This is a genomic window from Bradyrhizobium sp. ISRA430 (assembly GCF_029909975.1).
Classification (GTDB): Bacteria; Pseudomonadota; Alphaproteobacteria; order Rhizobiales; family Xanthobacteraceae; genus Bradyrhizobium.
The window spans coordinates 5,313,279-5,339,331 of the sequence record NZ_CP094516.1 but is presented as its reverse complement, the minus strand read 5'-3'; the positions used below and the strand labels follow the sequence as shown (position 1 = coordinate 5,339,331).

The following is a 26,053-nucleotide window of genomic DNA, read 5'->3' as shown; positions in this document are numbered from 1 at the left end:
CGCCTCTGCCGTCAGCGGCTGACCGTTCAGGCCTCATTAACCCGGTTGTTCGACACTGCCCTTGCCGCGTCGTCCCCGGCGTTTCCTCCAAGCTGTCCCGACATTTCCGGCCGGAAAATCGGGACAAACTGGTTATTCAAGTGCCCGTCCTCTCTAGCAGAAGGCCGGGCCAAGACAAGAACCACGGACCAGGCTTCGGGAACACCCGCGTGGGGCGGGACAGGGCGCACGGCAGGGTTTTGGACTTTGGGGTGAGGACCCGGCTCAGCCGGGTCTTCGACGGGAGACGGGTTAATGGCGTTGGGGCGTTTTTGTTCGGTGATGGCGCTCGTTTGCGGCTGGTTGAGCGCCTCGGTCAGCCCCTCGCATTCGGCGAAGGACAACAATGTCCAGACCGCCAGCGGCCTGCCGGTGCCCCGCTATGTCAGCCTCAAGTCGGATCATGTGAACGTCCGCGCCGGCCCGACCAAGGACAATGATGTGGCCTGGGTCTACACCCGGGCCGGCCTGCCGGTCGAAATCACCGCCGAATTCGAGAATTGGCGCCGGGTGCGCGACTCCGAAGGCGCAGAGGGCTGGGTCTATCACTCGCTATTGTCGGGCCGCCGCACAGCGGTGGTCACCATGAAGCACAAGGACGAGCTCGCGCCGCTCTATGATCGGGCGGATGCCGACAGCGCGGTTGCAGCAAAGCTCCAGGTCGGCGTCGTCGCGCAAGTGAAGAAGTGCACTGCAAACTGGTGCCACATCACTGGCAATGGCTTTGACGGTTGGATCCAGCAGGAACGCCTCTGGGGCGTCTACGCCGACGAGCAGGTGAACTGACGCAGGCCGTCATCCCGGGATGGCGCGAGGCGCCAGACCCGGGATTCTCAGGTGCGCAACTGCGCACCATAGTTCGGTACTAACGCCGCCCCGGAATGACGGCGCCCGCCAACGAAAATGGCCGGGACAAGCCCGGCCATGACGATTAAATCAGCCGTGTAGGACGATCTCAGCGCTTCTTGCGCAGTCGCACCACCATGTCGATGCGCGATATCTCATAGCCCTCGGGCACCTCCGGCATCTTGGACAGCTCCAGATGCGGATCCTCGATGTCGACCAGCTCGTGGCTGTTCTCGAGGTAGTAGTGGTGGTGCGTCGTCACGTTAGTGTCGAAATAGGTCTTGGTGCCGTCGACGCTGACCTGCCGGAGCAGGCCGGCATCGGTAAGCTGGTTCAGCGTATTGTAGACGGTCGCGAGCGACACCGGGACCTTCGCCAGCGTCGCTTCCTCGTAGAGCATTTCAGCCGTCAGGTGGCGTGCACCCTTGCCGAACAGCAGCCAGCCCAGCGCCATGCGCTGGCGGGTCGGGCGCAGGCCGGCAGCCTGGAGCATTTCGTTGACATCGTGCCACGGGCAGCCGGTCAGGGCCGGCTGGCGTCCTGACAGAAGCGCCGCGGAATGGGCGTCGTCGTGATGGGGCGCGTTATTCTCGCTCATTTCCAATTTCGGGCACGCGTGAACACTATGTCTCTGCAATATATGGAGAGATAGATGCAGATGCAAGTTTCTCGCAACTAGAGTGGTTCTAAGTCACCGGGGAACCGGGCGCGTATCCCCGTCATTTTACCTTCATGAGAATGCTTGGCTACCCGAAATGGCGTGTGTTAGAGAGCGCGCGGTTCCGCTTAACCGATATTGGCGCAGCCAGGGCATTGAGGCTCGGCCTGCAGTCCATTCGGGCTCGTGGTATTCGCGCCTGACGACGGCAATTGACGTTGCTTTCCGAACAAAACGGGGCCCATTTTTGCCAAAAAACGCCGCTCAATCGGCATTTTGAACAGAGGCTTCCGCATGCTGAACAGGCGCAACGGTTACGAATATGAAGATTTGCTGGCGTGTGCCCGTGGCGAGATGTTCGGCCCCGGCAATGCCCAGTTGCCGCTGCCGCCGATGCTGATGTTCGACCGCATCACGGAAATTACCGACACCGGCGGCGAATTCGGCAAGGGGCTGGTGCGCGCCGAGCTCGACGTGAAACCCGACCTCTGGTTTTTCGGCTGCCACTTCAAGAATGACCCGGTCATGCCCGGCTGCCTCGGCCTGGACGCGCTGTGGCAGATGGTCGGGTTCTATCTCGGCTGGATCGGTGGCGAGGGCCGCGGCCGGGCGCTCGGCCTGAGCGAGCTGAAGTTCGGCGGTCAGGTGCTGACCGAGGCGCGCAAGGTTGTGTACAACGTCGACATCAAGCGCGTGATGCGGTCAAAGCTGGTGCTCGGTATTGCCGACGGGTGGCTTTCGGTCGATGACGCGATTATCTATCGCGCCAAGGATCTGAAGGTCGGCCTGTTCAAGCAGGGCACGACACTGGGCTAAGGCACATCAGGAAGAAGATAACGATTTAGGCGAGGCTGTCATGAGGCGGGTTGTGGTCACCGGGATGGGCATCGTCTCGTCCATCGGAAACAACACCCAGGAAGTGCTTGCGAGCCTTCACGAGGCGAAATCAGGCATCTCGCGGGCGGAGAAATATGCCGAGCTCGGCTTCCGTTCGCAGGTGCAGGGAGCGCCGACGATTGATCCTGCGACGGTTGTCGATCGCCGTGCGATGCGTTTCCTCGGCCAAGGCGCGGCGTGGAACCACATCGCGATGGAGCAGGCGATCCAGGATTCCGGGCTTGGGCCTGACGAAGTATCCAACATCCGCACCGGCATCATCATGGGTTCCGGCGGTCCGTCTGCCCGTACCATCGTTGAATCCGCCGACATCACCCGCACCAAGGGACCGAAGCGCGTCGGACCGTTTGCGGTACCGAAGGCGATGTCGTCGACGGCCTCCGCGACGCTTGCGACCTGGTTCAAGATCAAGGGCGTGAACTATTCGATCTCCTCGGCCTGCGCGACGTCGAACCACTGCGTCGGCAATGCCTACGAGACGATCCAGATCGGCAAGCAGGACGTCATTTTCGCCGGCGGCTGCGAGGAGCTCGACTGGTCGCTCTCGGTGCTGTTCGACGCGATGGGCGCGATGTCGTCCAAGTACAATGACACGCCCGCCACCGCCTCACGCCCCTACGACGTCAACCGCGACGGCTTCGTCATCGCCGGCGGCGCCGGCGTGCTGGTGCTGGAAGAGCTCGAGCATGCCAAGGCGCGCGGCGCACGCATCTATGGCGAGGTCGTCGGCTATGGCGCGACGTCGGACGGTTATGACATGGTCGCTCCCTCGGGCGAAGGCGCCGAGCGCTGCATGCGCATGGCGATGTCGACCGTGAAGACCAAGGTCGATTACATCAATCCGCACGCCACTTCGACGCCGGCCGGCGATCCGCCGGAGATCGAGGCGCTCCGCAGGGTGTTCGGCACCGGCGAAAAGTGCCCGCCGATCTCGGCGACCAAGGCGCTGACCGGCCATTCGCTGGGCGCAACCGGCGTGCAGGAAGCGATCTATTCGCTGCTGATGATGAACAACGGCTTCATCTGCGAGAGCGCGCACATCCAGGAGCTCGATCCGGTGTTCGCCGACATGCCGATCGTGCGCAGACGCATCGACAACGCCAAGATCGGCACCGTGCTGTCGAACTCCTTCGGCTTCGGCGGCACCAATGCCACGCTGGTGTTCAGCCGGCTGGACGCGTAATTTCAGCGACGCTGTCATGCCCCGCGAAGGCGGGGCATCCAGTACGCCCCGGTCTCGCGATTACCATGACTGTCTCGGAATACTGGATCGCCCGCCTGCGCGGGCGATGACGTCGGAATGATAGGAGCCGCCAGGCAATGGAAGGTTTGATGAAGGGCAAGCGCGGTCTGATCATGGGCATTGCCAATGATCATTCGATCGCCTGGGGCATGGCGAAGACGCTGCATGCCCACGGTGCCGAGCTCGCCTTCACCTTCCAGGGCGAGGCACAGGGCAGGCGCGTCAAGCCGCTGGCAGACTCACTCGGCGTCGACGTGGTGCTGCCTTGCGACGTCGAGGATATCGCCAGCGTCGATGCGACGTTCGATGCGCTGCGCGCGAAATGGGGCCAGCTCGACTTCGTGATCCATGCGATCGGCTTTGCCGACAAGAACGAGCTGAAGGGCCGCTATGCCGACACCAGCCGCGAGAACTTCTCGCGTACCATGGTGATCTCCTGCTTCTCTTTCACGGAAATCGCAAAGCGTGCCGCGGACCTGATGCCGCAGGGCGGCAGCATGATCACGCTCACCTACGGCGCCTCGATGCGAGCGATGCCGAACTACAACGTGATGGGCGTCGCCAAGGCGGCGCTGGAAGCATCCGTGCGCTATCTTGCCGCCGATTTCGGGCCGCGCGGTATCCGCGTCAACGCGATTTCCGCCGGCCCGGTGCGGACGCTCGCCGGCTCCGGCATCGGCGAGGCGCGCGCGATGTTCGCATTCCAGCAGAAGCATTCCCCGCTCGGCCGCGGCGTGACGCTCGATGAGCTCGGCGGCTCGGCGCTCTATCTGCTGTCGGACCTCTCCGGCGGCGTGACCGGTGAGATCCACTACGTCGATTCCGGCTACAACACCATCCTGATGCCGAAGCCGGAGAATCTGAAGGCGGAATAGAGCGTTCTTGCGGGTTCGCGGCCTCACCCCGCGGCGATCTTCTCGGCGCGCTGGAATGCCGGTCGCGCCATGCAGCGCGCGATATAGGCGTCGAAAACGGGGCGCGACGGCACCATCTTGAACAGGCGCACGGCGAAGTTCAGGCCCGAGCCGATCGTGACGTCGGCGGCGGAAAAGTCCTCGCCGAGAATCCATGGCCCCTTGGCTAGCGCGCCTTCCAGCACATCGAACACCTGCGTGGCGCTGCCCCAGGCGGCGGTCGAGGTCGGCACCTCGATCTTGGTGAATATCTGGATGATGGCCGGCTCGATGCAACTCGGCGAGAAGAACAGCCATTGCAGATATCGCGCGCGGCGCGGATCGGTCACCTCGGGTGCGAGCTTCGTGTTGGGATAGCGGTCGGCAATGTAGGCGCAGATCGCGGCGGCTTCGCCGAGCGCGGCATCGCCGTCGGCGAGCGCGGGCACCTTGCCCATCGGATTGACCTTGAGGAAATCCGGCGCCTTTTGCGCCCCCGTCGTAATGTCGGTCAGCACGCGCTCGTAAGGCAGCCCGCTTTCCTCCATCAGCCAGATCGTGGAGAACGAGCGCGAGCGGGGCGACCAGTAGAGTTTTATCATGGTGCGTTTCCTTTGTTTGTCCACCGGTAATACTTCATCATGAAGCCGTTCGATGGCTCGATCTCTTCCTTCTCGAACACAAAACCTTCGCGCTCGTACCAGCGCCAGGCTTTCTCGTTCTCACGCACGCAGCGCAGGTACATTTCATCCGGCATTTGCGTTCGCGTGAAGGCGAGCAATCGCCGGCCGAGCGATCGGCCCTGATAGGCGGGCGCGACGAAAAGCATGTCGAGATAACGTTTGGGCAGATGCAGCGCCAGCATCGCGGCGATCGTGCCGTGATCATCGGCAACAAACAGGCTCCAGCCACCTTCGATCTCGCGCCGGACGCGCGCGCGCAAGTTTGCCAGCAGGAAGTTGCTCGCCTCGGCAAGCCCCGTCGAGACCCAGCTCTCCATCCAGACACGGCCGATCTCATCATATTCGTCGGCGCGGGCGGGGCGGATGATCGGATGCGACATCGGCGGCTCAGGCCCGCGCAATGCGCACGGGCGGTCGCGCGCGCGTCTTGCCGGCCGACAGGCAGACCACTTCGGAGATCTGCAGCAATTGACGTGCCAGCGGACTGGTCTTGCGCCAGACCATGCCGATGGTGCGCGATGGCTGCGGGTCGCGGAACGGCGCGACCGAGACGGAGGCCGATCGAGTCTCGACCGGCACGGCCATTTCCGGAATCAAGGTGACGCCGATGCCGGCGCTGACCATCTGGACCAGTGTCGACAGGGAGTTCGCATCCAGCATTTCCCGCGGTGGCGCCGATTGCATGTTGCAGAACGATAGCGCCTGATCGCGGAAGCAATGTCCCTCCTCGAGCAGCAAGAGCCGCATCTCCCGCATCATCTCCCGCGAGGGGACAGGTGTTCCCTCGTCTGCCCCCGGCCGGACCAGCAGGAACTTCTCCTCGAAAAGTGCGACTTCGGTGAGCGAGGGCTCCGACACCGGCAGCGCGACGATCGCGGTGTCGAGCCGGCCTTCCACCAGTTCCTGGATCAGCCTCGGCGTCATAGTTTCGCGCACGCGGATGTCGAGCTCGGGATGCATGCGCGTGAGATTCTTGGTGATCTTGGGCAGGAGGTAGGGCGCGATGGTCGGAATCATGCCGATGCGGAGGCGGCCGGCGAACCGGTCCTGCGAGGCCCGCGCGAAGTCGCCGAGCTCATCGACCGAGCGCAAAATGTCGCGGACGCGCTGCGCCAGCTCTTCGCCAAACCGGGTCAGCGCGACCTGCCGGGCGCTGCGCTCCAGCAGCAGGCCGCCGAGCGCCTCCTCCAGTTCCTTGATCTGCATCGATAGCGCCGGCTGCGAGATGGAGCAGGCCTCCGCCGCGCGCCCGAAATGGCCATGACGTGCCAGCGCGTCGAAATATCGGAGCTGGCGCAGCGTCACGTTGATCATCAGAAAATCCTATCGCAGCGATCATTAAAGTCAACTTCACCTGATGGGAGGTGAAGCTTAGAGTGCTTCTACCTGGTAAAGGCCGAAGTCTGACCGCCACCAGAGGAGGTATTCATGGATGACACTTCGAAGTGCCCGTTTTCGGGCGGAAAACGCACGCCGGCGAACCGCGACTGGTGGCCAACTCAGCTCAGCATCGAGATGCTGCACAAGAATTCCGACCTGTCCGATCCGATGGGCAAGGACTTCGATTACGCCAAGGAGTTCAAGTCGCTCGATCTGAACGCCGTCATCAAGGACCTGAATGCGCTGATGACCGACTCGCAGGAGTGGTGGCCTGCGGACTTCGGTCACTACGGCGGCCTCATGATCCGCATGGCCTGGCACAGCGCGGGCACCTACCGCATCACCGATGGTCGCGGTGGCGCCGGCGCCGGTCAGCAGCGCTTCGCGCCGCTCAATAGCTGGCCCGACAACGCCAACCTCGACAAGGCGCGCCGATTGCTGTGGCCGATCAAGCAGAAGTACGGCCGCAAGATCTCCTGGGCCGACCTGATGGTGCTCGCCGGCAACGTCGCACTGGAGTCGATGGGCTTCAAGACGTTCGGCTTCGCCGGCGGCCGCGCCGACGTCTGGGAGCCGGAAGAACTTTACTGGGGTCCAGAAGGCACGTGGCTGGGCGATGAGCGCTACAGCGGCGAGCGCCAGCTTGCCGAGCCGCTCGGCGCGGTGCAGATGGGCCTGATCTACGTCAATCCGGAAGGGCCGAACGGCAAGCCAGATCCGATCGCCGCTGCAAAGGACATCCGCGAGACCTTCTTCCGCATGGCGATGAACGACGAGGAAACCGTCGCGCTGATCGCCGGCGGCCACACCTTCGGCAAGACCCACGGCGCGGGCGATCCCTCGCTTGTCGGACCGGAGCCTGAGGCCGGTGCACTCGAGGATCAGGGCCTCGGCTGGAAGAGCAGGCACGGCACCGGCGTCGGCGCCGACGCCATCACCGGCGGTCCGGAAGTCACCTGGTCGCAGACCCCGACCAAGTGGAGCAACCACTTCTTCGAGAACCTGTTCAATTATGAGTGGGAGCTCACGAAGAGCCCGGCGGGCGCGCAACAGTGGACGGCCAAGGGGGCCGATGCGGTCATTCCGGACGCCTACGACAAGTCCAAGAAGCATGTGCCGACCATGCTGACGACCGACCTCTCGCTGCGCTTCGATCCGGCCTATGAGAAGATCTCGCGGCGGTTCTACGAGCATCCCGATCAGTTCGCGGACGCATTCGCCCGCGCCTGGTTCAAGCTCACCCATCGCGACATGGGCCCGATCCAGCGCTATCTCGGCCCGCTGGTGCCGAAGGAGACACTGATCTGGCAGGATCCGATTCCGGCGGTGAATCACGAGCTGGTCAGCGAGCAGGACATCGCCTCACTGAAGTCGAAGATCCTGGCCTCGGGTCTTTCCGTCTCGGAGCTGGTCTCGACCGCCTGGGCATCGGCATCGACGTTCCGCGGCTCGGACAAGCGCGGCGGCGCCAACGGCGCGCGCATCCGCCTGAGCCCGCAGAAGGACTGGGAGGTGAACCAGCCGGCTCAGCTCTCGAAGGTGCTCGGCAAGCTCGAAGCGATCCAGAAGGAGTTCAATGCGTCGGCCGGCGCGAAGAAGGTTTCGCTCGCCGACCTGATCGTCCTCGGCGGCACCGCCGCGGTCGAGAAGGCCGCGAAGGATGCCGGCGTCGACGTGAAGGTCTCGTTCACGCCGGGTCGCATGGATGCCTCGCAGGAGCAGACCGACGTCGAGTCCTTCGCGCCGCTGGAGCCGCGGGCCGATGGTTTCCGCAACTACATCGGCAAGAAGCATCAGTTCCTGATGCCCGAAGAGGCTCTCGTCGATCGCGCGCAGCTCTTGAGGCTCACCGGGCCCGAACTGACCGTGCTCGTCGGCGGCCTGCGTGTGCTCGGTGCCAATGCGAATGGTTCGAAGAACGGCGTCTTCACCTCCAAGCCGGGGACGCTGACCAACGACTTCTTCGTCAACCTGCTCGACATGAGCACGCAATGGACGCCGGCCGGCGCTGACGGCACCTATGAAGGTCGCGACCGCAAGACCAACGCGGTCAAATGGACCGGCACGCGCGTCGACCTGATCTTCGGCTCGCACTCGCAGCTCCGCGCCTTCGCCGAGGTCTATGCCTCGTCGGACGCCAAGCAGCAGTTCGTCAAGGATTTTGCGAAGGCCTGGACCAAGGTGATGAACCTCGACCGGTTCGACATCGTCCGGTCCTGACGATCAGCGAGCTTCAAACAAAAAGGGCGGCCGAGAGGCCGCCCTTCGTGTTTCTGATGTATCGGCGAGACTTATTCGCCGGCCGCCTCGCGCGGAGCCTGCTGCCCTTCGGCGGCCTTCTGCTTGGCTTCGAGGTCCTCGCCAGTGGTCTGGTCGACAACCTTCATCGACAGGCGGGTCTTGCCGCGATCGTCGAAGCCGAGCAGCTTGACCTTGACCTTGTCGCCTTCCTTGACGACGTCGGTGGTCTTCTGCACGCGGTTGGCCGCGAGCTGGCTGATGTGGACGAGGCCGTCCTTGGATCCGAAGAAGTTCACGAAGGCGCCGAACTCCATCACCTTGACGACGGTGCCGTCATAGATCTGGCCGACTTCCGGCTCGGACGCGATCGACTTGATCCACTTGATCGCGGCCTTCATCGCTTCGCCGTCGCTGGAAGCGACCTTCACGGTGCCGTCGTCCTCGATGTTGACCTTGGCGCCGGTCTTCTCGACGATCTCGCGGATCACCTTGCCGCCGGTACCGATCACTTCGCGGATCTTGTCGGTCGGGATCTTGAAGGTCTCGATGCGCGGCGCGTATTCGCCGAGCTCGGCGCGCGCAGCGGTCAGCGCCTTGGCCATCTCGCCGAGGATGTGGATGCGCCCTTCCTTGGCCTGGCCAAGCGCGACGCGCATGATCTCCTCGGTGATGCCCTCGATCTTGATGTCCATCTGGAGCGAGGTGATGCCCTGGTCGGTGCCGGCGACCTTGAAGTCCATGTCGCCGAGATGATCCTCGTCACCGAGGATGTCCGACAGAACCGCAAAGCGCTTGTCCTCGAGGATCAGACCCATCGCGATGCCCGCGGTCGGCCGCTTCAACGGCACGCCGGCATCCATGAGCGCGAGCGAGGCGCCGCAGACCGAGGCCATCGAGGACGAGCCGTTGGACTCGGTGATCTCCGAGACCACGCGGATCGTGTAGGGGAACTCGTGATGCGGCGGCAGCACCGGGTGGATCGCGCGCCAGGCGAGCTTGCCGTGGCCGATCTCGCGACGCTTGGTGCCGCCGAGGCGGCCCGTCTCGCCGACCGAGTAGGGCGGGAAGTTGTAGTGCAGCAGGAACGTTTCCTTGTACGTCCCCGACAGCGCGTCGATGTACTGCTCGTCCTCGCCGGTGCCGAGCGTGGTCACGACCATCGCCTGGGTCTCACCGCGGGTGAACAGCGCCGAGCCGTGGGCGCGCGGCAGCACGCCGACTTCGGCGACGATGTTGCGCACGGTCTTGACGTCGCGGCCGTCGATGCGCTTGCCGGTGTCGAGGATGTTCCAGCGAACGATCTTCGCCTCCAGCTCCTTGAACACGTCGGCGACGCGCAGCTTGTCGTATTTCGGCTCCTGCCCTTCCGGGAAGAAGTGCGCCAGCACCTTTTCCTTGGCGGCGCCGACGGCGGCGTAGCGCTCCTGCTTCACCGGGATCGCGTAAGCCGTGCGCAGCTCCTGCTCGATCAGGCCGAGCATCTCCTTCTCGATCGCCGAATTGTCGATCGCGGTGACCTCGCGCGGCTCCTTCGCGGCCTTCTCGGCGAGCTCGATGATCGCGTTGATCACCGGCTGGAAGTGACGGTGACCGAACATCACCGCGCCGAGCATGATGTCCTCGTTGAGCTCCTTGGCCTCCGATTCCACCATCAGCACGGCATCCGCAGTGCCGGCGACGACGAGATCGAGCTGGGTGTCGGTCATCTCGTCGAGGGTCGGGTTGAGGATGTACTCATCATTGGCGAAGCCGACGCGGGCCGCGCCGATCGGGCCCTTGAACGGCGCGCCGGAGAGCGTCAGCGCGGCGGAGGCCGCGACCATCGCCAGAATGTCGGGATCGTTTTCCATGTCATGCGAGAGCGTGGTGACGATCACCTGGGTCTCGTTGCGCCAGCCGTCGACGAACAGCGGGCGAATCGGACGGTCGATCAGGCGGGAGACCAGCGTCTCCTTCTCGGTCGGACGGCCCTCGCGCTTGAAATAGCCGCCGGGAATGCGCCCCGCAGCGTAGGCCTTCTCCTGGTAATCGACGGTCAGCGGCAGGAAGTCGACGCCTTCGCGCGGCGACTTCGCTGCAACGACGGTGGCGAGCACCACGGTCTCGCCGTAGCTCGCGATGACGGCACCGTCGGCCTGGCGTGCGATCTTGCCGGTTTCAAGCTTGAGAGGGCGTCCGCCCCAGTCGATCTCGACTGAATGCTTAGTGAACATAGAGGTCTTCTTTCATGGGTTCACGAAAGAGGTGCGCCTCGAAAAACAAAAACCATGCGCAAGATTGCGGGACGCTGATCGAGCGGGTGATCAGCGTCCTGCGATCCTGCCATGGTTTTTGGATTTCGGATGGCGTCCATCCTTTCGGGTCATACGGGCACCTTGCCCGTTGCGCCCAGCCGCCGGATTGCTGCTGGACTGGTCAGTCGGCATGAACTTCATTCCGAATGCCCAACTGCGGCTTTCGGGATCATGCCCCGGATGCGAATCGTCTTTGGCCCGCACCCGACGTGCGCGTGAGCCTCGATCAAAAACCTTGAAAAAAGTGCTTTCGTTCGAAACCACGCGCAAAAACGCGCGCCAGTGGCGCGCGCAGGAACACTTAGCGACGAATGTTGTGCTTCTCGAGCAGCGCCTTGTACCGCGCCTCGTCCTTCTTCTTCAGGTAGTCGAGGAGCGAGCGGCGGGTCGACACGAGCTTCAAGAGGCCGCGGCGCGAATGGTTGTCCTTCACGTGGGTCTTGAAATGGTTCGTGAGGTTGTTGATGCGTTCCGAAAGGATCGCGACCTGAACCTCGGGCGAGCCGGTGTCGCCGGCTTTGGTGGCATTCGTCTTGATGACTTCCGCTTTGCGATCGGCGGTAATCGACATCGTCAATTTCTCTCGTTGCGACCGGTGCTGGCAGTCAGGCCGGTCAGGTTGAACACACGCTTGGGGATGATTTCGCCATTGCCGACTTCGGCAAGCGCGAGAAGCCGGCCTGCCACCGTGACATAGACTGTGCCGCTACAATTGGGCGCATCCCGTCCGCGCAACACAACGGCCTGGCCCCGGTGGAGCCTTGCCGCATCAGCCCGAGTGACGGCCAGTGCCGGGATGTCGTCCAGCGCGGTCTCAACGGGCAAAAGCGCGTCGGCGAGGCTGCCCTCGCCGGACGCGGCTCTATGGCACAAAGCCTCCAACTGATCCAGCGGAATCATGTCGTTCTCGCCAAATGGGCCGACCAGGGTCCGCCGCAGCGCGCAGATATGGCCGTAAGTGCCGAGAATCCGGCCCATATCCCGGGCGAGCGCGCGGACATAGGTGCCCTTGCCACACTCGGCCTCGAATACCGCTCGATCGCTATCTGGTTGATCTACAAGGGATAAATGGTGAATCTCGACTGGCCGGGGGGCCAGCTCCACGACCTCGCCGTCGCGCGCCAGGTCATAGGCGCGCTCGCCCTGGACCTTGATCGCGGAATAACGCGGCGGGATCTGCTCGATCACCCCGGTGAAGCGCGGGAGAAGCGCTTCGATCGCCTCCCGGGTCGGGCGCAGGTCGGAGGTCGCGGTCACCCGGCCCTCGATGTCATCGGTGTCGCGCTCCTCGCCCCAGCACACGGTGAAGCGGTAGCGCTTGCGGCCGTCCATGACGAAGGGAACCGTCTTGGTCGCCTCGCCGAGTGCGATCGGCAGGCCGCCGGAGGCGAGCGGGTCGAGGGTGCCGGCGTGGCCGGCGCGCTTGGCCTGGAAAAGGCGCTTGAGCACGGCGACGGCCTGGGTCGACGTCATGCCGATCGGCTTGTCGAGCACGACCCAACCATGGACGTCGCGCCGGTCGCGGCGCGGCTGGTTGCCCTTCTGCTGCTTGGCGCGCGGATCATTGTTGACGCGGCGCGGCTCCTGGTGCGGCTGCGTGTCGCCGAAATTATTTTTCTGCACGTCGCGGGTATCAGGCTCTTCGCCGCCGATCGTGCCGTGAGCCGGGTCCATCGTCATTGTTCTTCTTCCCGATCCGAATCCGGATCCTGTTCCAGGTCTCTTTGCACCGCAGGCGTTCGCAAAAGCTTCTCGATCCGTTCCGCTTCGTCGAATCGCTCGTCGACGCGGAAGCGAATGTCAGGTGCAAATTTCAGGTTAACGCGCCGCGCGACCTCGCCGCGCAGGAATTTCTTGTTGCGCTCGAGCGCAGCAATGACGACCGCGGTGTCGCGGCCACCGAGCGGCATCACGTAGATTGTCGCGAGCTTCAGGTCAGGCGACATCCGTACCTCCGGCACGGTGATGATGTGGCCTTCGAGGTCCGCATCATGCGCACTGCCTTGCGCCAGAATATCGGCCATCGCATGGCGAACCGCTTCGCCGACGCGCAACTGTCGCTGCGAGCCGCCGGGCGTGGAGCTCTTTTTCTGATGGTGGCGGGGCATTTCTCGAAAATCACCTCGGCATGCCCGTGTTTGGACACGAGCATTGCCATTTGTCCTGTTGCAACGAATGAGAGGCGGATGGCCGGAAAAATCCGGCCATCGCACTCCCGCAATTTCAGTTCAAAAAAGATCCGGGCGCTTCGGTAAGATTTGGACTTACAGGGAGCGCTGGATCGTCTCCACTCGATAACACTCGATCACGTCACCGGCACGCATGTCGTGATAGTTCTCGAAGGCCATGCCGCATTCCTGGCCGGACTGGACTTCCTTCACTTCATCCTTGAAGCGCTTCAGCGTCGACAGCTTGCCTTCGTGCACGACGACGTTGTCGCGGATCAGGCGCACATTGGCGCCGCGTTCCACAGTGCCGTCGGTGACGCGGCAGCCGGCGACCTTGCCGACCTTGGAGATGTTGAAGATCTCCAGGATCTCGGCATTGCCCAGCATGGTTTCGCGCAGGGTCGGCGCGAGCAGGCCGCTCATCGCCTTCTTCACGTCGTCCACGAGGTCGTAGATGATGTTGTAGTAGCGGATCTCGATGCCGTTGCGCTTGGCGGCCGCGGCCGCCTCCTTGTTGGCACGAACCGAGAAGCCGATGATCGCGGCGTTGAAACCCTCCGCGAGCGTCACGTCGGACTCCGAGATGCCGCCGACGCCGGCATGCAGGATGCGGGCTGCGACTTCGTCGGTGCCGAGCTTCTCCAGCGAGCCGAGGATCGCTTCCAGCGAGCCCTGCACGTCGGCCTTGACGATCAGCGGGAATTCCTTGCGGCCCGCCGTCTTCAACTGCGACATCATCTGCTCGAGCGAGCCGCGCATGCCGGAGATCGAGGCTGCCGCGTTCTCGCGCTTCTGATGCGCACGGTAGCTGGTGATCTGGCGGGCGCGGGCTTCGTTCTCGACCACCGCGAGGCGATCGCCGGCCTCCGGCGGGCCGTTGAAGCCGAGCACTTCGACCGGCACCGAGGGGCCGGCTTCCTGCACCGTCTCGCCCTGATCGGAGATCAGCGCGCGGACGCGGCCCATTTCGGCACCGGCGACGATGATGTCGCCGACACGAAGCGTGCCGCGCTGAACCAGCACGGTCGCGACCGGGCCGCGGCCGCGGTCGAGCTTGGCCTCGATCACGGTGCCTTCGGCCGGGCGATGCGAATTGGTCTTCAGGTCGAGGATTTCGGCCTGCAGCGCGATCATCTCGAGCAGCTTGTCGAGATTGGTCTTGTTCTTGGCGGAGACCTCGACGTCGACGACTTCGCCGCCGAACGTTTCGACCTGTACTTCATGCTGGAGCAGCTCGGTGCGCACGCGCTCCGGCTTGGCGTCGGGCTTGTCGATCTTGTTGATGGCGACGATGATCGGCACGTTCGCCGCCTTGGCGTGGTTGATGGCTTCGACCGTCTGCGGCATCACGCCGTCATCGGCCGCGACCACCAGCACGACGATATCGGTCACCTTGGCGCCGCGGGCGCGCATCGCGGTGAACGCGGCGTGGCCGGGCGTGTCGATGAAGGTGATCTTCTTGCCGGTTTCAGGCGAAGACACCTGATAGGCGCCGATGTGCTGGGTGATACCGCCGGCTTCGCCCGAGACCACATTGGCATGGCGGAGCGCGTCGAGCAGCGAGGTCTTGCCGTGGTCGACGTGACCCATCACGGTCACGACCGGCGAACGCGGCTCGGTATCGGTGGAATCGTCGACGACGTCGAACAGGCCTTCTTCAACGTCGGAGGCGGCAACACGCTTCACGGTGTGGCCGAGCTCTTCGGCGATGAGCTGCGCGGTGTCGGCGTCGATCACGTCGGTGATCTTGTGCATCGCGCCCTGCTTCATCAGCATGCGGATGACGTCGACCGCGCGCTCGGACATGCGGTTGGCGAGTTCCTGAATGGTGATCGCTTCCGGAATCGTCACTTCGCGGATGAGCTTTTCCTTCGGCTCGTTCGAGGCATGGCCCTTGAGGCGCTGGGTGCGGCGGCGGAACGAGGCGATCGAACGCTCGCGCACGTCGTCGGCATTGAGCGCGGTGACGACGGTCAGGCGGCCGCGCTCCTTCTGCGGACCTGGTTTGTGCGTGGTCTTGGGGGCTGCCGCAGGGCGCACGGCGCCGCCGGGACCGCGACGGATCTGGCGTGGACCCTCGTCCTCGTCCGGTCCGGCCGCGATCGCGGGTGCGCGACCCGCAGGGCCGGCCGGCCGCTGTGCGGTCGTCGCGGGCCGGGCCGCAGAGGCCGTCGGCCGCGCGGTGGCTGCGCCGGGACGCGGCGCAGGAGTGGCCGGTGCCGCCGTCGCGGTACGCGCGGCCGATTGCGGCTGCTCACCTTCGCCAAAACGCTTCTTGGCCTCGGTTTCGGCCTTGCGCTTGGCTTCGTCCTCGTGACGATGGCGCTCTTCCTCGGCCTTGCGGCGGGCTTCGGCGGCTTCGCGCTCAGCGCGTTCGGCAGCCTCGCGAACGGCGCGGCGCTGGGCCTCTTCCTCGGCCTGGCGGCGTTCCTCGACCTCGCGCAGCTTGGCATCGGCCAGCGCGCTGGCGCGGGCGGAACGTTCGTCCTCGGTCAGCGTACGCAGCACCACACCGGAACCGGCATTGCGCGGCTGGGCGGGCGGCGGGGCCGGGCGCGAAGGAGCGGGCGCAGCCGCTGCCGGCTTCGCAACCTCGGGGGCCTGCGGCTCGGGGCCGCCGTCGCCGATGCGGCGCTTGCCGCGCTTCTCGACCACGACCTGCTTGCTCCGGCCATGGCTGAAGCTCTGGCGCACGGTACCCGTTTCGACGCGCGGCTTGAGCGATAGCGTCTTGCTCGGAACGCTCAGCTTCTTGTCGCCAGGGGTCTTGGTATCAACCATTCAGTAGTCCCAATCTTGATCTTGTTAACGTTGTGCGTTGCCGCACCGTCATCCGGTTTGTCGTTGTCTTCAGAAATCCTGGCCGTGATTTTCGGCAGTCTTGTCATCGTCCGCCAGCCGGTATCGGACCAGCATCTGGCTACGTGACAGGAATGTCCTGCTCGCCGGGCCCGCGAGCAGCGCAGCATGTATCACATTTGACCGGGTCAGTGCCAAATCCAATTCTGCCGATTTCAATGCAGTAACGATGGGAATCGGCGGCCGGGCACCGCGATTCCCGTCATTTTGCCGCGCCAGCGTGTCCAATTTGCGGATTCCGTCCGCGGCCCCGTCGCTGGCATGGATCAGGACCTCGACCGTGCCTTCCCGCAAGGCACTTTCGACCTTGCCAAAACCGGCCACGACCCCGCCCGCCTTGGCCGCAATCGCAAGTGCCTCGGCCACGCTCCGAACCAGGAGCGTCTCCGTATCTGACGGGAGCGTCGGAGGAATGCGCAGGTCGCGCTTGAAGGCTTTGCTAAATTGGTTACGGCGGACGGCTTCCGCAACCGCCTTGCGCGATGCGGTGATCCACATGCCCCGTCCGGGCAGCTTGCGCTTGAGATCGGGAACCACCTCGCCCTGGGGCGATACGACGAAGCGGATCAGCTCGTCGATCGGCCGGACCTCGCGGCTGACCGCGCACATCCGCATGGTCGCGGACCTTTCGGTCCGCGGTCCATGGTCGAGTTCGGGGTCAGTGTGAGCGAGCATCCGGGCGACATCTCCTGTTGCCCTTAAGCCGGCTGGTCTTCGGTCGCCTCGGCCTCCTCGCTGGGCTTGGCGAGATCGGCCTCGGTGATCCAGCCGGCCTTGACGCGCGCCTGCATGATCATGGCTTCCGCGTCGTCGCGGGAGATGTCGATGCCATCGAGTGCACCGGCGTGCTTGGTCGGCTCGCTGCCTTCCTTGCGCTCGGTCCAGCCGGCCAGGTCGTCGGTGGCGCAGCCGGCCAGATCCTCGACCGTCTTGATGTCGTTCTCACCAAACTTCACCAGCATCTTCGAGGTCACGCCCGGCACGTCCTTGAGCGCGTCCTCGACGCCGAGTTCCTTGCGCCGGGCCTCGAGCTCGGCCTCCTGCTGCTCCAGATATTCGCGGGCGCGGTTCTGGAGCTCCTGCGCGGTCTCGTCGTCGAAACCTTCGATGCCGGCGAGTTCCTTGACATCCACCATGGCGAGTTCCTCGACCGAGGTGAAGCCTTCAGACGCCAGCAATTGGCCGACCACCTCGTCGACATTGAGCGATTCCATGAAGACGCGGGTGGAGTTCTCGAAATCGGCTTGGCGACGCTCCGATTCCTCCTGCTCGGTGAGAATATCGATGTCCCAGCCGGTGAGTTGGGAGGCGAGACGGACGTTCTGTCCGCGGCGGCCGATCGCCAGCGAAAGCTGGTTGTTGGTGTCGGGAACCACGACCTCGATGCGCTCGCGGTCCTCGTCGATGACAACCTTGGACACTTCGGCCGGCGCCAGCGCGTTGACCACGAAGGTCGCAATATCAGGCGACCAGGGGATGATGTCGATCTTCTCGCCCTGCAGCTCGTTCACCACCGCCTGCACGCGCGAGCCGCGCATGCCGACGCAGGCGCCGACCGGATCGACCGAGGAATCGCGGGAAATCACGCCGATTTTTGCGCGCGAGCCGGGGTCGCGGGCAACCGCCTTGATCTCGACGATGCCGTCATAGATTTCCGGCACTTCCTGCGCGAACAGCTTGGCCATGAACTGCGGATGGGTGCGGGACAGGAAGATCTGCGGGCCGCGGGTCTCGCGACGCACGTCGAAAATATAGGCGCGGACGCGGTCGCCGTTGCGGAATACTTCGCGCGGCAGCATCTCGTCGCGGCGGATGATGGCTTCGCCACGGCCGAGATCGACGATCACGCTGCCGTATTCGACGCGCTTGACGACGCCGTTGACGATGTCGCCGATGCGGTCCTTGAACTCCTGGTACTGCCGGTCGCGCTCGGCCTCGCGCACCTTCTGCACGATCACCTGCTTTGCCGACTGCGCGGCGATACGGCCGTATTCGAGCGGCGGCAGGGTGTCGGCGATGGTGTCGCCGACCTGGGCGCCGGGATTGGCGCGCTGCGCGTCGGTCAGCGAAATCTGGTTGGAATGATTTTCGACCTTGTCGACCACTAGCATGTGGCGCGACAGACGGAGCTCGCCCTTCTTCGGGTCGATCTCGGCGTGAACGTCAGTTTCGCTGCCGTAACGGGCGCGCGCCGCCTTGGCGATGGCGTCCTCCATCGCGGCGATGACGATGCTGCGGTCGATCGATTTTTCGCGCGCAACGGCGTCTGCGATCTGGAGCAGTTCTAAACGATTGGCACTGACTGCCATGGCTAGTCTCCTTCGTCAGGCTCGATTTCGCCGCGCCGCGCGCGTTCGGCGGCAAGGCGATGTTGCTTGGTGTTCTTCGGGGCCGGCTTTTTCTTCGGCTTGGTGTTCTTCGTCGTCTTCTCGCTGATCTTCGCGTGCGGGGCCTGCGGCGGCTCCAACCCGAGATTGCGCCGCATCTCGCGTGCCTCGGCCTTGCCGCGGCGCATCGATTCGGCGATCAGTTCATCGGTCAGCACCAGCCGTGCATCGCCGATATCCTCCATCACCAGGAGAACCTCGGCCTCGTCGCCGGCCTTCACGTCGTCGCGCTTCACCCGCACCCGGTCGCCTTCGACCCCGGCGAGCATGCCGCGGAACCGCTTCCGTCCCTCGTGGGCGACCGCCATCTCGATCTTGACGAGATGCCCCGCATATCGCTCGAAATCCGAGCGCCGCACCAGCGGCCGGTCGATTCCGGGCGAGGAGATTTCCAGCCGGTAGGCGCGGTCGATGGGGTCGGCGACGTCGAGCACGGGCGACAGCGCCCGCGAGATTGCCTCGCAATCTTCAAGCTGCATCGAGCCGTCGGGGCGCTCGGCCATGATCTGCAGGGTGCAGCCGGCTTCGCCGGAAATGCGGATCCGCACCAAACGGTAGCCCATGCCCTCGAGCACCGGGCTGGCGATCGCCGACACCCGTGCCGCCACGCCCGGCTCGACCACTAGCCGCGGCTCAGCCAGCAATTCGGCATCCGTGGAACCAAGGTTCGGTTCGGTCATATTCAGGGTCAAGGCGCTCGATGGTTAAGGCTTGGTTATAACGCTTCAGAGGCTGGTTCGGACTTCCTTCGGCCCCAACAAGCCGTCGGGCCGCACTCCTCCCGCCAAGCCGCGTTCAGGTAATAAAAAAGAGCGGGTCCTTTCGGGCCCACCCTCATTACGCGGATCGTATGAGAAGATTAAGTTGGCGCTGATATAGCGCTTTCCACCCTCCCGGACAAGGCCCATCGCAGCCGGCGAGGGGCTTTTTGCGGCCGATTTGCCTGCCCGTTCAAGCAACGCTTCGTTCATCTAGGGAGCCTAGATTTCCCGATTGTGGGGCGGCTTGAGCCAAGGGCGCACCCGCGGCGTGCCCGATTCGAGTTGCGTTTCATGACCGTTGCCACGTCGCTCATTCCCGGACTGGACGATATCGTCAGACGCGGCGATCCGAAGCGTCGCGGCGAGGTGGCGCGCGCCATCGCCGAGCTGTTCCTTCGGGATTCCGCAAGGCTCCGTCCCGACCTCGTTGCGCTGTTCGACGATCTCCTGATCGACCTCGTCCCGCATGCCGAGCTGGCCTCGCGCGTCGATCTCGCCGAGCGTTTCTCGCGCCTGAACAACGCGCCGCGCCTTCTGGTGAGGCAGCTCGCCCGCGAGAACGAGATCATGGTGGCTGGCCCGGTGCTGCGCCGCTCGCCCGTGCTCGACGAAGCCGCGCTGATCGAGATCGCACGGCTGAAAGGGCAGGGCCATCTGCTGGCGATGACGGAGCGGCCGACATTGTCGGCTGACGTCACCGACGTTCTGGTCGAGCGCGGCGATCGCGACGTAATACGTCGCGCCGCCGGCAATGCCGGTGCGGTGTTCTCGCCAGGCGGCTACTCCGAGCTGATCAAGCGCGCCTCGCAGGATGGCGTCCTGACGCTCAAGCTCGGTCAGCGCGAGGATCTCTCGGGCGATCATCTGAAGGAGCTGCTCGACGGCACGCTCGACGTCATTCGCCGCCGCCTGTCCAGCGTGGTCAATCCGGTTCGCCAGGTCGAGATCAAGCGCGCGATGGCGGCGATCGAGGAAGCCGCGCGGCCGCCCGGACCGCGGCGCGATTTCTCGGACGCGCAGCGCACCGTGCTCGCCCTCCATCGCGAGGGTCATCTCGGCGAGAGCGCGCTGCTCGGCTTCGCCAAGGCGCACAAATACGAGGAGTCGATCGCCGCGCTCTCCGCGATGTCCGGCGTCAGGCTCGCGAACCTCGATCGCCTGATCGCAGGCGATCGTTATGATCCGATCCTGATCCTCGGCCGTGTCTTGAATCTCGGTTGGCCGACGGTGCGCGCGCTGATCCTGCTGTGGTACGGTCCGCACCGGACGCCGGCCGATGCCGACATCGAAGCCGCCCGCACCAACTTCACGCGCCTGATGCCCACGACCGCCGAGCGCGTCGTGACGTTCTGGCGCAACCGGCAGACGATCTGAGATCGTCGCGACTACACTCTGCGAAACCGCAGATACGCCGCCTTGCGTCCCTCGCGTGCGGCTTTCCTGCCGTAGCGCGTCATGGTGTAGCCGGCCCAGGGCAGGCGGAAATCATCGGCGCGCTCCGCAAGCCAGAGGAAATCCGGCGAACGTGCGAGATGCGACAGCGTCCAGGCGCAGTAATCGTCGATGTCGCAGACGAAACGGAATTCGCCGCCCGTCTTCAGCACGCGCGCCATCGCCGTGATGGTCTTGTCCTGGACGAAGCGCCGCTTCCAGTGCCGTCGCTTCGGCCACGGGTCGGGATGGATCAGGTCGATCCGCGACAGCGATGCTTGCGGCAGCCAGGCGAGCAGCTCGGCGGCGTCGCCTGCGAACAGGCGGATATTGCCGATGTTGCCGACCTCGATCTGCGCGAGGATCTTGGCCATGCCGTTGACATAGGGCTCGCAGCCGATGAAGCCGGTCGTGGGAAAGTTCTGCGCCTCGGCCGCAAGATGTTCGCCGCCGCCAAAGCCGATCTCGAGCCTGAGGTCGCTCGCGGCCGGATCGAAGATCTCGCGGACATCCGCTGGCGCCTCGTGCGCGATGTCGAGCGCCAGATGCGGCAGCAAATTGTCGACGAGGTCGGCCTGGTGCTGCCTCAGCTTGTGACCCTTGCGGCGTCCGAAGAATGCGCGCTCGCTGTCATCGGTGCGGCGCGGATGCGGCTTGTCGTCGATCATCGCAGCGTCTGATAGAGGCGATGGAGCAGCCGCGCGCGCGGTTCGAGCGAGGAGACGTAGAGCTGCTCAAAATGGGTGTGCGCGCCCTTGCCGTCGACGCCGAGTCCGTCGAGCGTGCCGGTATGCGCGGCGGTGAAATTGCCGTCCGAGCCGCCGCCGGTATGAACGTCGATCAGGTCGAAGCCGAGCTCGGCAGCCAGCGTCTTCGCATGCTCGAACAGCGAGGCACCCGAATTGTTCTTCTCATACGGCGGACGGTTGAGCTCGCCCGTGACTTTGAGGGTGACGCCGTCAGTCTTGGATTTCAGCCCGAGGATCCTGCCGACGAATTCTTCTGCATCGGTGAAGCTGGGGACACGTAGATCGACTTCGGCATAGGCCTCTTCCGGCGTCACGTTGGGACGCGTGCCGCCGCGCACCACGCCGACATTGACGGTGACGCCGCGCTTCAGGTCGTTCATTCCCTCCAGCACCTGAATGACATTGGCGAGCTCGCGGATCGCGCTGCGCCCGTCTTCGGGCCGCGTGCCGGCATGCGCGGGCACGCCCTTGATGAAGACCTCGAACCGCCCGACGCCCTTGCGCCCGGTGACGATCTTGCCGCCGTCGCGCGCGGGCTCCGTCACCAGCACGTATTTGGCCTTGCGCCCTTCCTGCTCGATCAACGCGCGCGAGGTGGGGCTGCCGATCTCCTCGTCGGAGGTGAACATGTGGGTGATGCCGAGCGGCGAGCGATCCGCCGTGGCGCACAGCACGCGAAAGGCGTGGTGGGCGATGTAGGCGCCGCCCTTCATGTCGTAGATGCCGGGACCGAACGCGCTGTCGCCCTCCACTTTGAAGGGCAGTCGCTCGATGAATCCCATGGGATGGACAGTATCGAGATGACTGAGCACCAGGATGCCCGGCTGATCCTGGCCCCACGCCGAACGGACGATGAGGTGATCGCCGCAGCCATCGACGCCGGCAACGCGTTCGATAGTTGCCGGCAGGTCGCGATAGTGATCCGCAACCAGGGACGCCAGCTTGTTGACCTGTTCAGGCGTGTCCGTCGGCGTCTCGATCTCCACCCAGCGGCGGATGCCATCGAGAATAGTTTGGGAATCGAACAAATTGGAGCTCGCCATTGACGCATCTGTGCCTTTGAATCGCATCATCGGAGAGGGCGCACCGAAGGCGCGCCCTCACATGACGACATAGGCCAGATTTGGCACAGTCTCAAATCGGAATGAGGTGGCGCGCGTCAGCGCTTGTCGGGGCCTTCGCGGGCGGCGATCTGCTCGACGAGATCGACGATGGAGCGGCGCAGCTTCGAATCGCCGATTCGGGTGAACGCCTTGGTCAAGGCGAGCCCCTCCGAGGTCGCGAGGAAATCGGAGACATAGGAGGGAGAGGCGCCCTCGCTGAATCCGTCGGCGCCCGGCGTACCGCTCGGTCCGCCCTCGAACAGGAACGATACCGGCACCTGCAGAATCTCGGCAATCTGCTGGATGCGGCTCGCGCCGACCCGGTTGGTGCCCTTCTCGTATTTCTGGATTTGCTGGAACGTCAGGCCCAAAGCTTCGCCGAGCTTTTCCTGGCTCATGCCCAACATGATGCGGCGCATGCGCACGCGACTGCCGACATATTTGTCAACAGGGTTGGGCGCTTTCGACATTTCCTCAGCCCTCCAGACACCACCGTTGGCGCAATGGAAGTATTGCCTCAGGTGACAGCGATATCAAATTTCACTCTGATTGGGGAAACATTGCGGAGAAATTTAGCAATGCACCGCTGTCTTGCTGCAGCGAGGCCAGAATGCGGAGGCCGTGAGCGGTCTGTCAACCGCGGACTACGGTTGTCAAGGGTTTCCGGACTCCTCGCTGAGCACGGCGCGATCAGGGGTGCCGTCTGCCAACGCGTCGCAGCACCGCCAGGATCACGGCCAGCGCGACGAGCATGGCCGCGGGGATGTCGCCGACCCTCGCGTAGACAGTCGGCGGGATCGCGGCTGGCAGGCCTGCATCCAGGATGCCTTCGATCCCGAGACCGAGCCTGGCAACGGTTCGTCCCACCGGATCGATCACCGCCGACACGCCGGTATTGGCGGAGCGGACCAGCGGCAGCCCGAGCTCAATGGCACGCATCCGCGCCTGCTCCAAATGCTGGTAGGGACCGGTCGAGATGCCGAACCAGCCGTCATTGGTGAGGTTCACGATCCAGCCGGGACGTTCGTCGCGCGCGGCGACGTCGCCGGGAAAGATCGCCTCGTAGCAAATCAGCGGCAGCGCGCGCGGCGCACCAGGCACCGGCAGCGCGTGCCGTACGGTGCCCGGGATGAAGCCGCCGCGTACCCTCGTCAGTTGCTCGAAGCCGAGCTTCTCCATCAGGTCCTGGAAGGGAAGGAATTCTCCGAACGGTACCAGGTGCAGCTTGTCGTAAACCGCGAGCACGCTGCCGTCGTGGTCGATCACGTAGATCGAATTGTAGGCGCGAGTGATTGGTTTGCCGGGCGGTAGGTCAGGAGCACGGACCGATCCGGTGATCAGCACCGTTCCCTTAGGCAGCAGATCGGCGATCTCTGCCATCGCATCGGCTTCGCGGGTCAGGAAGAACGGAAAGGCGGATTCCGGCCAGATCAGAATGGTGGCATCGCGCACGCCGGTCGACTGCGGGCCGGAGGCGCGGTCCGACAGCGAGAGGTATTTCTTCATCACCTCTGCCTTGGCGGCGTAGTTGAACTTCGCATCCTGCTGCAGGTTTGGCTGCATCAGGCGCAGCTTGGCGCCGGCGACCATCGTGGTCGGATGCAGGGACAGGCGGATGGCGCCGAAGATGCCCATGACGACCAGCAGTGCGACCGCTGCGGCCGGCACGCGCCAGGCCACACCGCGGTCCGCCGTGCGGTCGATCAACACCGCAGGGCTCGCGAAGATCGCAATCGTGAGGAACGTCATGCCCCAGAGGCCGATCAGGGACGCCGTCTGGGCCAGCGGCAGCGGCTCGGATAGCGCATAGCCGAAGGCATTCCAGGGAAAGCCGGTCAACATGTGTCCGCGCAGCCATTCGCTGACCGTGAGGCTTGCGGCAAGCGCGAGCACGCGCGTGCCATCCTTGGTCCAGAGCAGGCGCGCGAGCGCGAATCCGATCGCCGTGAAGATCGCAAGATAGGCTGGCAGGCCTAGCACGGCAAAGGGCGTCAGCCAGGCAAAGACGTCGGCCTCGACGAAGAAGGCGTAGCCGATCCAGTAGAGACCTGGCACGAAATATCCGAGTCCGAACCAGTAGCCGGTCAACGCCGCGGCGGGAACGCCGCCAAACCGTCCGCCGCCTGCGCCGTCAATCAGCCAGACCAGCACCGGGAAGGTGACGAACAGCACCGGCCACGCGTTGAACGGTGCCAGCGCCAGCACCGACAGGGCGCCTGCCGCCATTGCAATGAGGGCACGCTTCCATCCCCAGGTCAGGATGATGGCGAGGGCGATCGGTTGCAGTCGCTGGAAGGGACTCACGGCGTGCCGGCTCCGTCGCTCGGCGGCGGAGTAGGCGTGTCGCCTGTCTGCGGCTGGCCTGCATCCGGCGGCGCCTCGCGGCGGCGGCTCTCGCGTTGGGTGCGCGGTGCGGGACGTTCCTTCCGCGTCGAGATGCGCAGCCGTTTGACGCGGCGTGGATCGGCATCGAGCACCTCAACTTCGTAATTGCCGGGGCCGGAAATCACCTCGCCGCGGACCGGCAGGCGGCCGACGAAGCTGACGAGATAGCCGCCGAGCGTCTCCACCTCTTCGCCGGCTTCTCCGGTGACGAAATCCTCGCCGATCACCGAACGGACGTCGTCGAGGCTGGCGCGCGCATCGGCGATGAAGGTGTTGTCGGGCAGGCGGACGATGGACGGCGGCTCGTCGCTGTCATGCTCGTCGTCGATCTCGCCGACGATCTGCTCGACGATGTCCTCGAGCGAGACCAGCCCGTCGCTGCCGCCATATTCGTCGACCACCAGCGCGAGGTGAATGCGCGTCGCCTGCATCTGCGCGAGCAGGTCGATCGCCCGCATCGACGGCGGCACATAGAGCAGCTTGCGGATGATGTGGGCATCTTGCAGCGGCAACGCGAGATCGATCGCGCGCAAGTCTAGCCCGGCCGGCAGCGGCTTCTTGCGCTTGGCCTTGGCCGTCTCCGACACGCGTGCGCGCGCGGTCATGAAGGTGAGCAAGTCGCGGATGTGGACGATGCCGACGGGATCGTCGAGCGTCTCGTTGTAGACCACGAGACGCGAATGGCCGGCGCTCTCGAACCGATCCATCAGCTCGCCGAGCGGAATGTCGTTCTTCACCGCGACGATGTCGGCGCGATGCACCATGACGTCGGCGATGCGGCGCTCGTGCAGATTGAGAATGTTGCGCAGCATGGTGCGCTCGACGGCGGAGAAGCCGGTGTCGTCGGGCGTAGAGGCGTCGAGCACGACCTGGAGGTCGTCGCGCACCGATCCCGCCTTCCAGCCGAACAGCGTCCGGATCGCGCGCAACAGCCAGCCTTCCGCGGTCGGGCGCAAGACCTCGCCTGGCGTCACCACCGCGGGCAGGTTGCGGGTATTGCGTGGATTGTCGTGGGTCGGTTCGGAATCCACCATCT

General features: G+C 64.5%; 24 protein-coding genes. 6 read left to right on the top strand and 18 right to left on the bottom strand.

The features are described from left to right. Positions 1-294 precede the first annotated feature (294 nt). A complete protein-coding gene (locus MTX21_RS25335) occupies positions 295-825 on the top strand; it encodes an SH3 domain-containing protein (RefSeq protein WP_280967402.1) in 531 nt (176 codons plus the stop codon). A 169-nt stretch (positions 826-994) separates the two neighbouring features. Here MTX21_RS25335 and irrA read toward each other — a convergent pair whose 3' ends face one another. Then, entirely contained in the window at positions 995-1,483 is a 489-nt protein-coding gene (irrA, locus tag MTX21_RS25330) for an iron response transcriptional regulator IrrA (protein WP_280967401.1), read from the bottom strand. 354 nt (positions 1,484-1,837) lie between these two features. Between irrA and fabA the strand changes: the two genes are divergently transcribed. The 3 genes from fabA (at position 1,838) to fabI (ending at position 4,558) form a co-directional block, all read left to right on the top strand. Then, positions 1,838-2,359 (top strand): bifunctional 3-hydroxydecanoyl-ACP dehydratase/trans-2-decenoyl-ACP isomerase, encoded by a 522-nt coding sequence (fabA, locus tag MTX21_RS25325; RefSeq protein ID WP_280967400.1) that lies wholly within the window; start codon positions 1,838-1,840, stop codon positions 2,357-2,359. Between the two features lie 40 nt (positions 2,360-2,399). Beyond that, positions 2,400-3,623, top strand: a complete 1,224-nt coding sequence (fabB, locus tag MTX21_RS25320) for a beta-ketoacyl-ACP synthase I (protein ID WP_280967399.1) — start codon at positions 2,400-2,402, stop codon at positions 3,621-3,623. Between the two features lie 137 nt (positions 3,624-3,760). Continuing rightward, positions 3,761-4,558: an enoyl-ACP reductase FabI gene (gene fabI / locus MTX21_RS25315; RefSeq protein ID WP_280967398.1), complete on the top strand. Its 798-nt coding sequence runs from the start codon at positions 3,761-3,763 to the stop codon at positions 4,556-4,558. A 23-nt stretch (positions 4,559-4,581) separates the two neighbouring features. On the opposite strand, the gene MTX21_RS25310 is transcribed toward fabI, so the two are convergent. The 3 genes from MTX21_RS25310 to MTX21_RS25300 are packed head-to-tail and all read right to left on the bottom strand — an operon-like array spanning position 4,582 to position 6,573. Beyond that, positions 4,582-5,178, bottom strand: coding sequence for a glutathione S-transferase family protein (locus MTX21_RS25310; RefSeq protein WP_280967397.1), 597 nt, complete (start codon positions 5,176-5,178; stop codon positions 4,582-4,584). Further along, on the bottom strand, positions 5,175-5,639 hold the full coding sequence (locus MTX21_RS25305; RefSeq protein WP_280967396.1) for a GNAT family N-acetyltransferase: 465 nt from the start codon (positions 5,637-5,639) through the stop codon (positions 5,175-5,177). Before MTX21_RS25305 ends, MTX21_RS25310 begins: the two co-directional genes overlap by 4 nt. Before the next feature lie 7 nt (positions 5,640-5,646). Next, positions 5,647-6,573 (bottom strand): hydrogen peroxide-inducible genes activator, encoded by a 927-nt coding sequence (locus MTX21_RS25300; RefSeq protein ID WP_280967395.1) that lies wholly within the window; start codon positions 6,571-6,573, stop codon positions 5,647-5,649. Between the two features lie 114 nt (positions 6,574-6,687). On the opposite strand from MTX21_RS25300, the gene katG reads away from it, so the two are divergent. Next, positions 6,688-8,859: a catalase/peroxidase HPI gene (katG, locus tag MTX21_RS25295; protein ID WP_341510421.1), complete on the top strand. Its 2,172-nt coding sequence runs from the start codon at positions 6,688-6,690 to the stop codon at positions 8,857-8,859. A gap of 71 nt (positions 8,860-8,930) precedes the next feature. Here katG and pnp read toward each other — a convergent pair whose 3' ends face one another. The 9 genes from pnp to MTX21_RS25250 form a co-directional block, all read right to left on the bottom strand. Next, positions 8,931-11,093: a polyribonucleotide nucleotidyltransferase gene (gene pnp / locus MTX21_RS25290; protein ID WP_280967394.1), complete on the bottom strand. Its 2,163-nt coding sequence runs from the start codon at positions 11,091-11,093 to the stop codon at positions 8,931-8,933. Between the two features lie 382 nt (positions 11,094-11,475). After that, positions 11,476-11,745 carry a 30S ribosomal protein S15 gene (rpsO, locus tag MTX21_RS25285; protein ID WP_280967393.1) on the bottom strand — a complete coding sequence of 90 codons (270 nt, stop codon included), beginning with the start codon at positions 11,743-11,745 and terminating at the stop codon, positions 11,476-11,478. Between the two features lie 2 nt (positions 11,746-11,747). Beyond that, on the bottom strand, positions 11,748-12,854 hold the full coding sequence (truB, locus tag MTX21_RS25280; RefSeq protein ID WP_280967392.1) for a tRNA pseudouridine(55) synthase TruB: 1,107 nt from the start codon (positions 12,852-12,854) through the stop codon (positions 11,748-11,750). Then, positions 12,851-13,282, bottom strand: a complete 432-nt coding sequence (rbfA, locus tag MTX21_RS25275) for a 30S ribosome-binding factor RbfA (protein WP_280971156.1) — start codon at positions 13,280-13,282, stop codon at positions 12,851-12,853. Before rbfA ends, truB begins: the two co-directional genes overlap by 4 nt. A gap of 156 nt (positions 13,283-13,438) precedes the next feature. Beyond that, positions 13,439-16,123 (bottom strand): translation initiation factor IF-2, encoded by a 2,685-nt coding sequence (infB, locus tag MTX21_RS25270; RefSeq protein WP_280967391.1) that lies wholly within the window; start codon positions 16,121-16,123, stop codon positions 13,439-13,441. 69 nt (positions 16,124-16,192) lie between these two features. After that, positions 16,193-16,876: an RNA-binding protein gene (locus MTX21_RS25265; protein WP_280967390.1), complete on the bottom strand. Its 684-nt coding sequence runs from the start codon at positions 16,874-16,876 to the stop codon at positions 16,193-16,195. Between the two features lie 23 nt (positions 16,877-16,899). Further along, a complete protein-coding gene (nusA, locus tag MTX21_RS25260) occupies positions 16,900-18,510 on the bottom strand; it encodes a transcription termination factor NusA (protein ID WP_280967389.1) in 1,611 nt (536 codons plus the stop codon). Between the two features lie 2 nt (positions 18,511-18,512). Beyond that, positions 18,513-19,268: a ribosome maturation factor RimP gene (rimP, locus tag MTX21_RS25255; protein ID WP_280967388.1), complete on the bottom strand. Its 756-nt coding sequence runs from the start codon at positions 19,266-19,268 to the stop codon at positions 18,513-18,515. A gap of 45 nt (positions 19,269-19,313) precedes the next feature. Next, a complete protein-coding gene (locus tag MTX21_RS25250; RefSeq protein WP_280967387.1) occupies positions 19,314-19,559 on the bottom strand; it encodes a hypothetical protein in 246 nt (81 codons plus the stop codon). Positions 19,560-19,640: 81 nt separating this feature from the next. Here MTX21_RS25250 and MTX21_RS25245 point away from each other — a divergent pair, with 81 nt between their 5' ends. Then, a complete protein-coding gene (locus tag MTX21_RS25245; RefSeq protein WP_280967386.1) occupies positions 19,641-20,723 on the top strand; it encodes a DUF2336 domain-containing protein in 1,083 nt (360 codons plus the stop codon). Positions 20,724-20,734: 11 nt separating this feature from the next. Here the strand turns inward: MTX21_RS25245 and trmB are convergent, their stop codons facing one another. The 5 genes from trmB to MTX21_RS25220 form a co-directional block, all read right to left on the bottom strand. After that, a complete protein-coding gene (gene trmB, locus MTX21_RS25240; RefSeq protein ID WP_280967385.1) occupies positions 20,735-21,448 on the bottom strand; it encodes a tRNA (guanosine(46)-N7)-methyltransferase TrmB in 714 nt (237 codons plus the stop codon). Further along, complete coding sequence (locus MTX21_RS25235) at positions 21,445-22,602, bottom strand: M20 family metallopeptidase (RefSeq protein WP_280967384.1); 1,158 nt, start codon at positions 22,600-22,602, stop codon at positions 21,445-21,447. The genes trmB and MTX21_RS25235 overlap by 4 nt, the downstream gene beginning before the upstream one ends. An 86-nt stretch (positions 22,603-22,688) precedes the next feature. Next, on the bottom strand, positions 22,689-23,102 hold the full coding sequence (locus tag MTX21_RS25230; protein WP_280967383.1) for a helix-turn-helix transcriptional regulator: 414 nt from the start codon (positions 23,100-23,102) through the stop codon (positions 22,689-22,691). 220 nt (positions 23,103-23,322) lie between these two features. Beyond that, positions 23,323-24,936 (bottom strand): apolipoprotein N-acyltransferase, encoded by a 1,614-nt coding sequence (lnt, locus tag MTX21_RS25225; protein WP_280967382.1) that lies wholly within the window; start codon positions 24,934-24,936, stop codon positions 23,323-23,325. Further along, positions 24,933-26,051, bottom strand: coding sequence for a hemolysin family protein (locus MTX21_RS25220; protein WP_280967381.1), 1,119 nt, complete (start codon positions 26,049-26,051; stop codon positions 24,933-24,935). Before MTX21_RS25220 ends, lnt begins: the two co-directional genes overlap by 4 nt. Between the last annotated feature and the right edge of the window lie 2 nt (positions 26,052-26,053).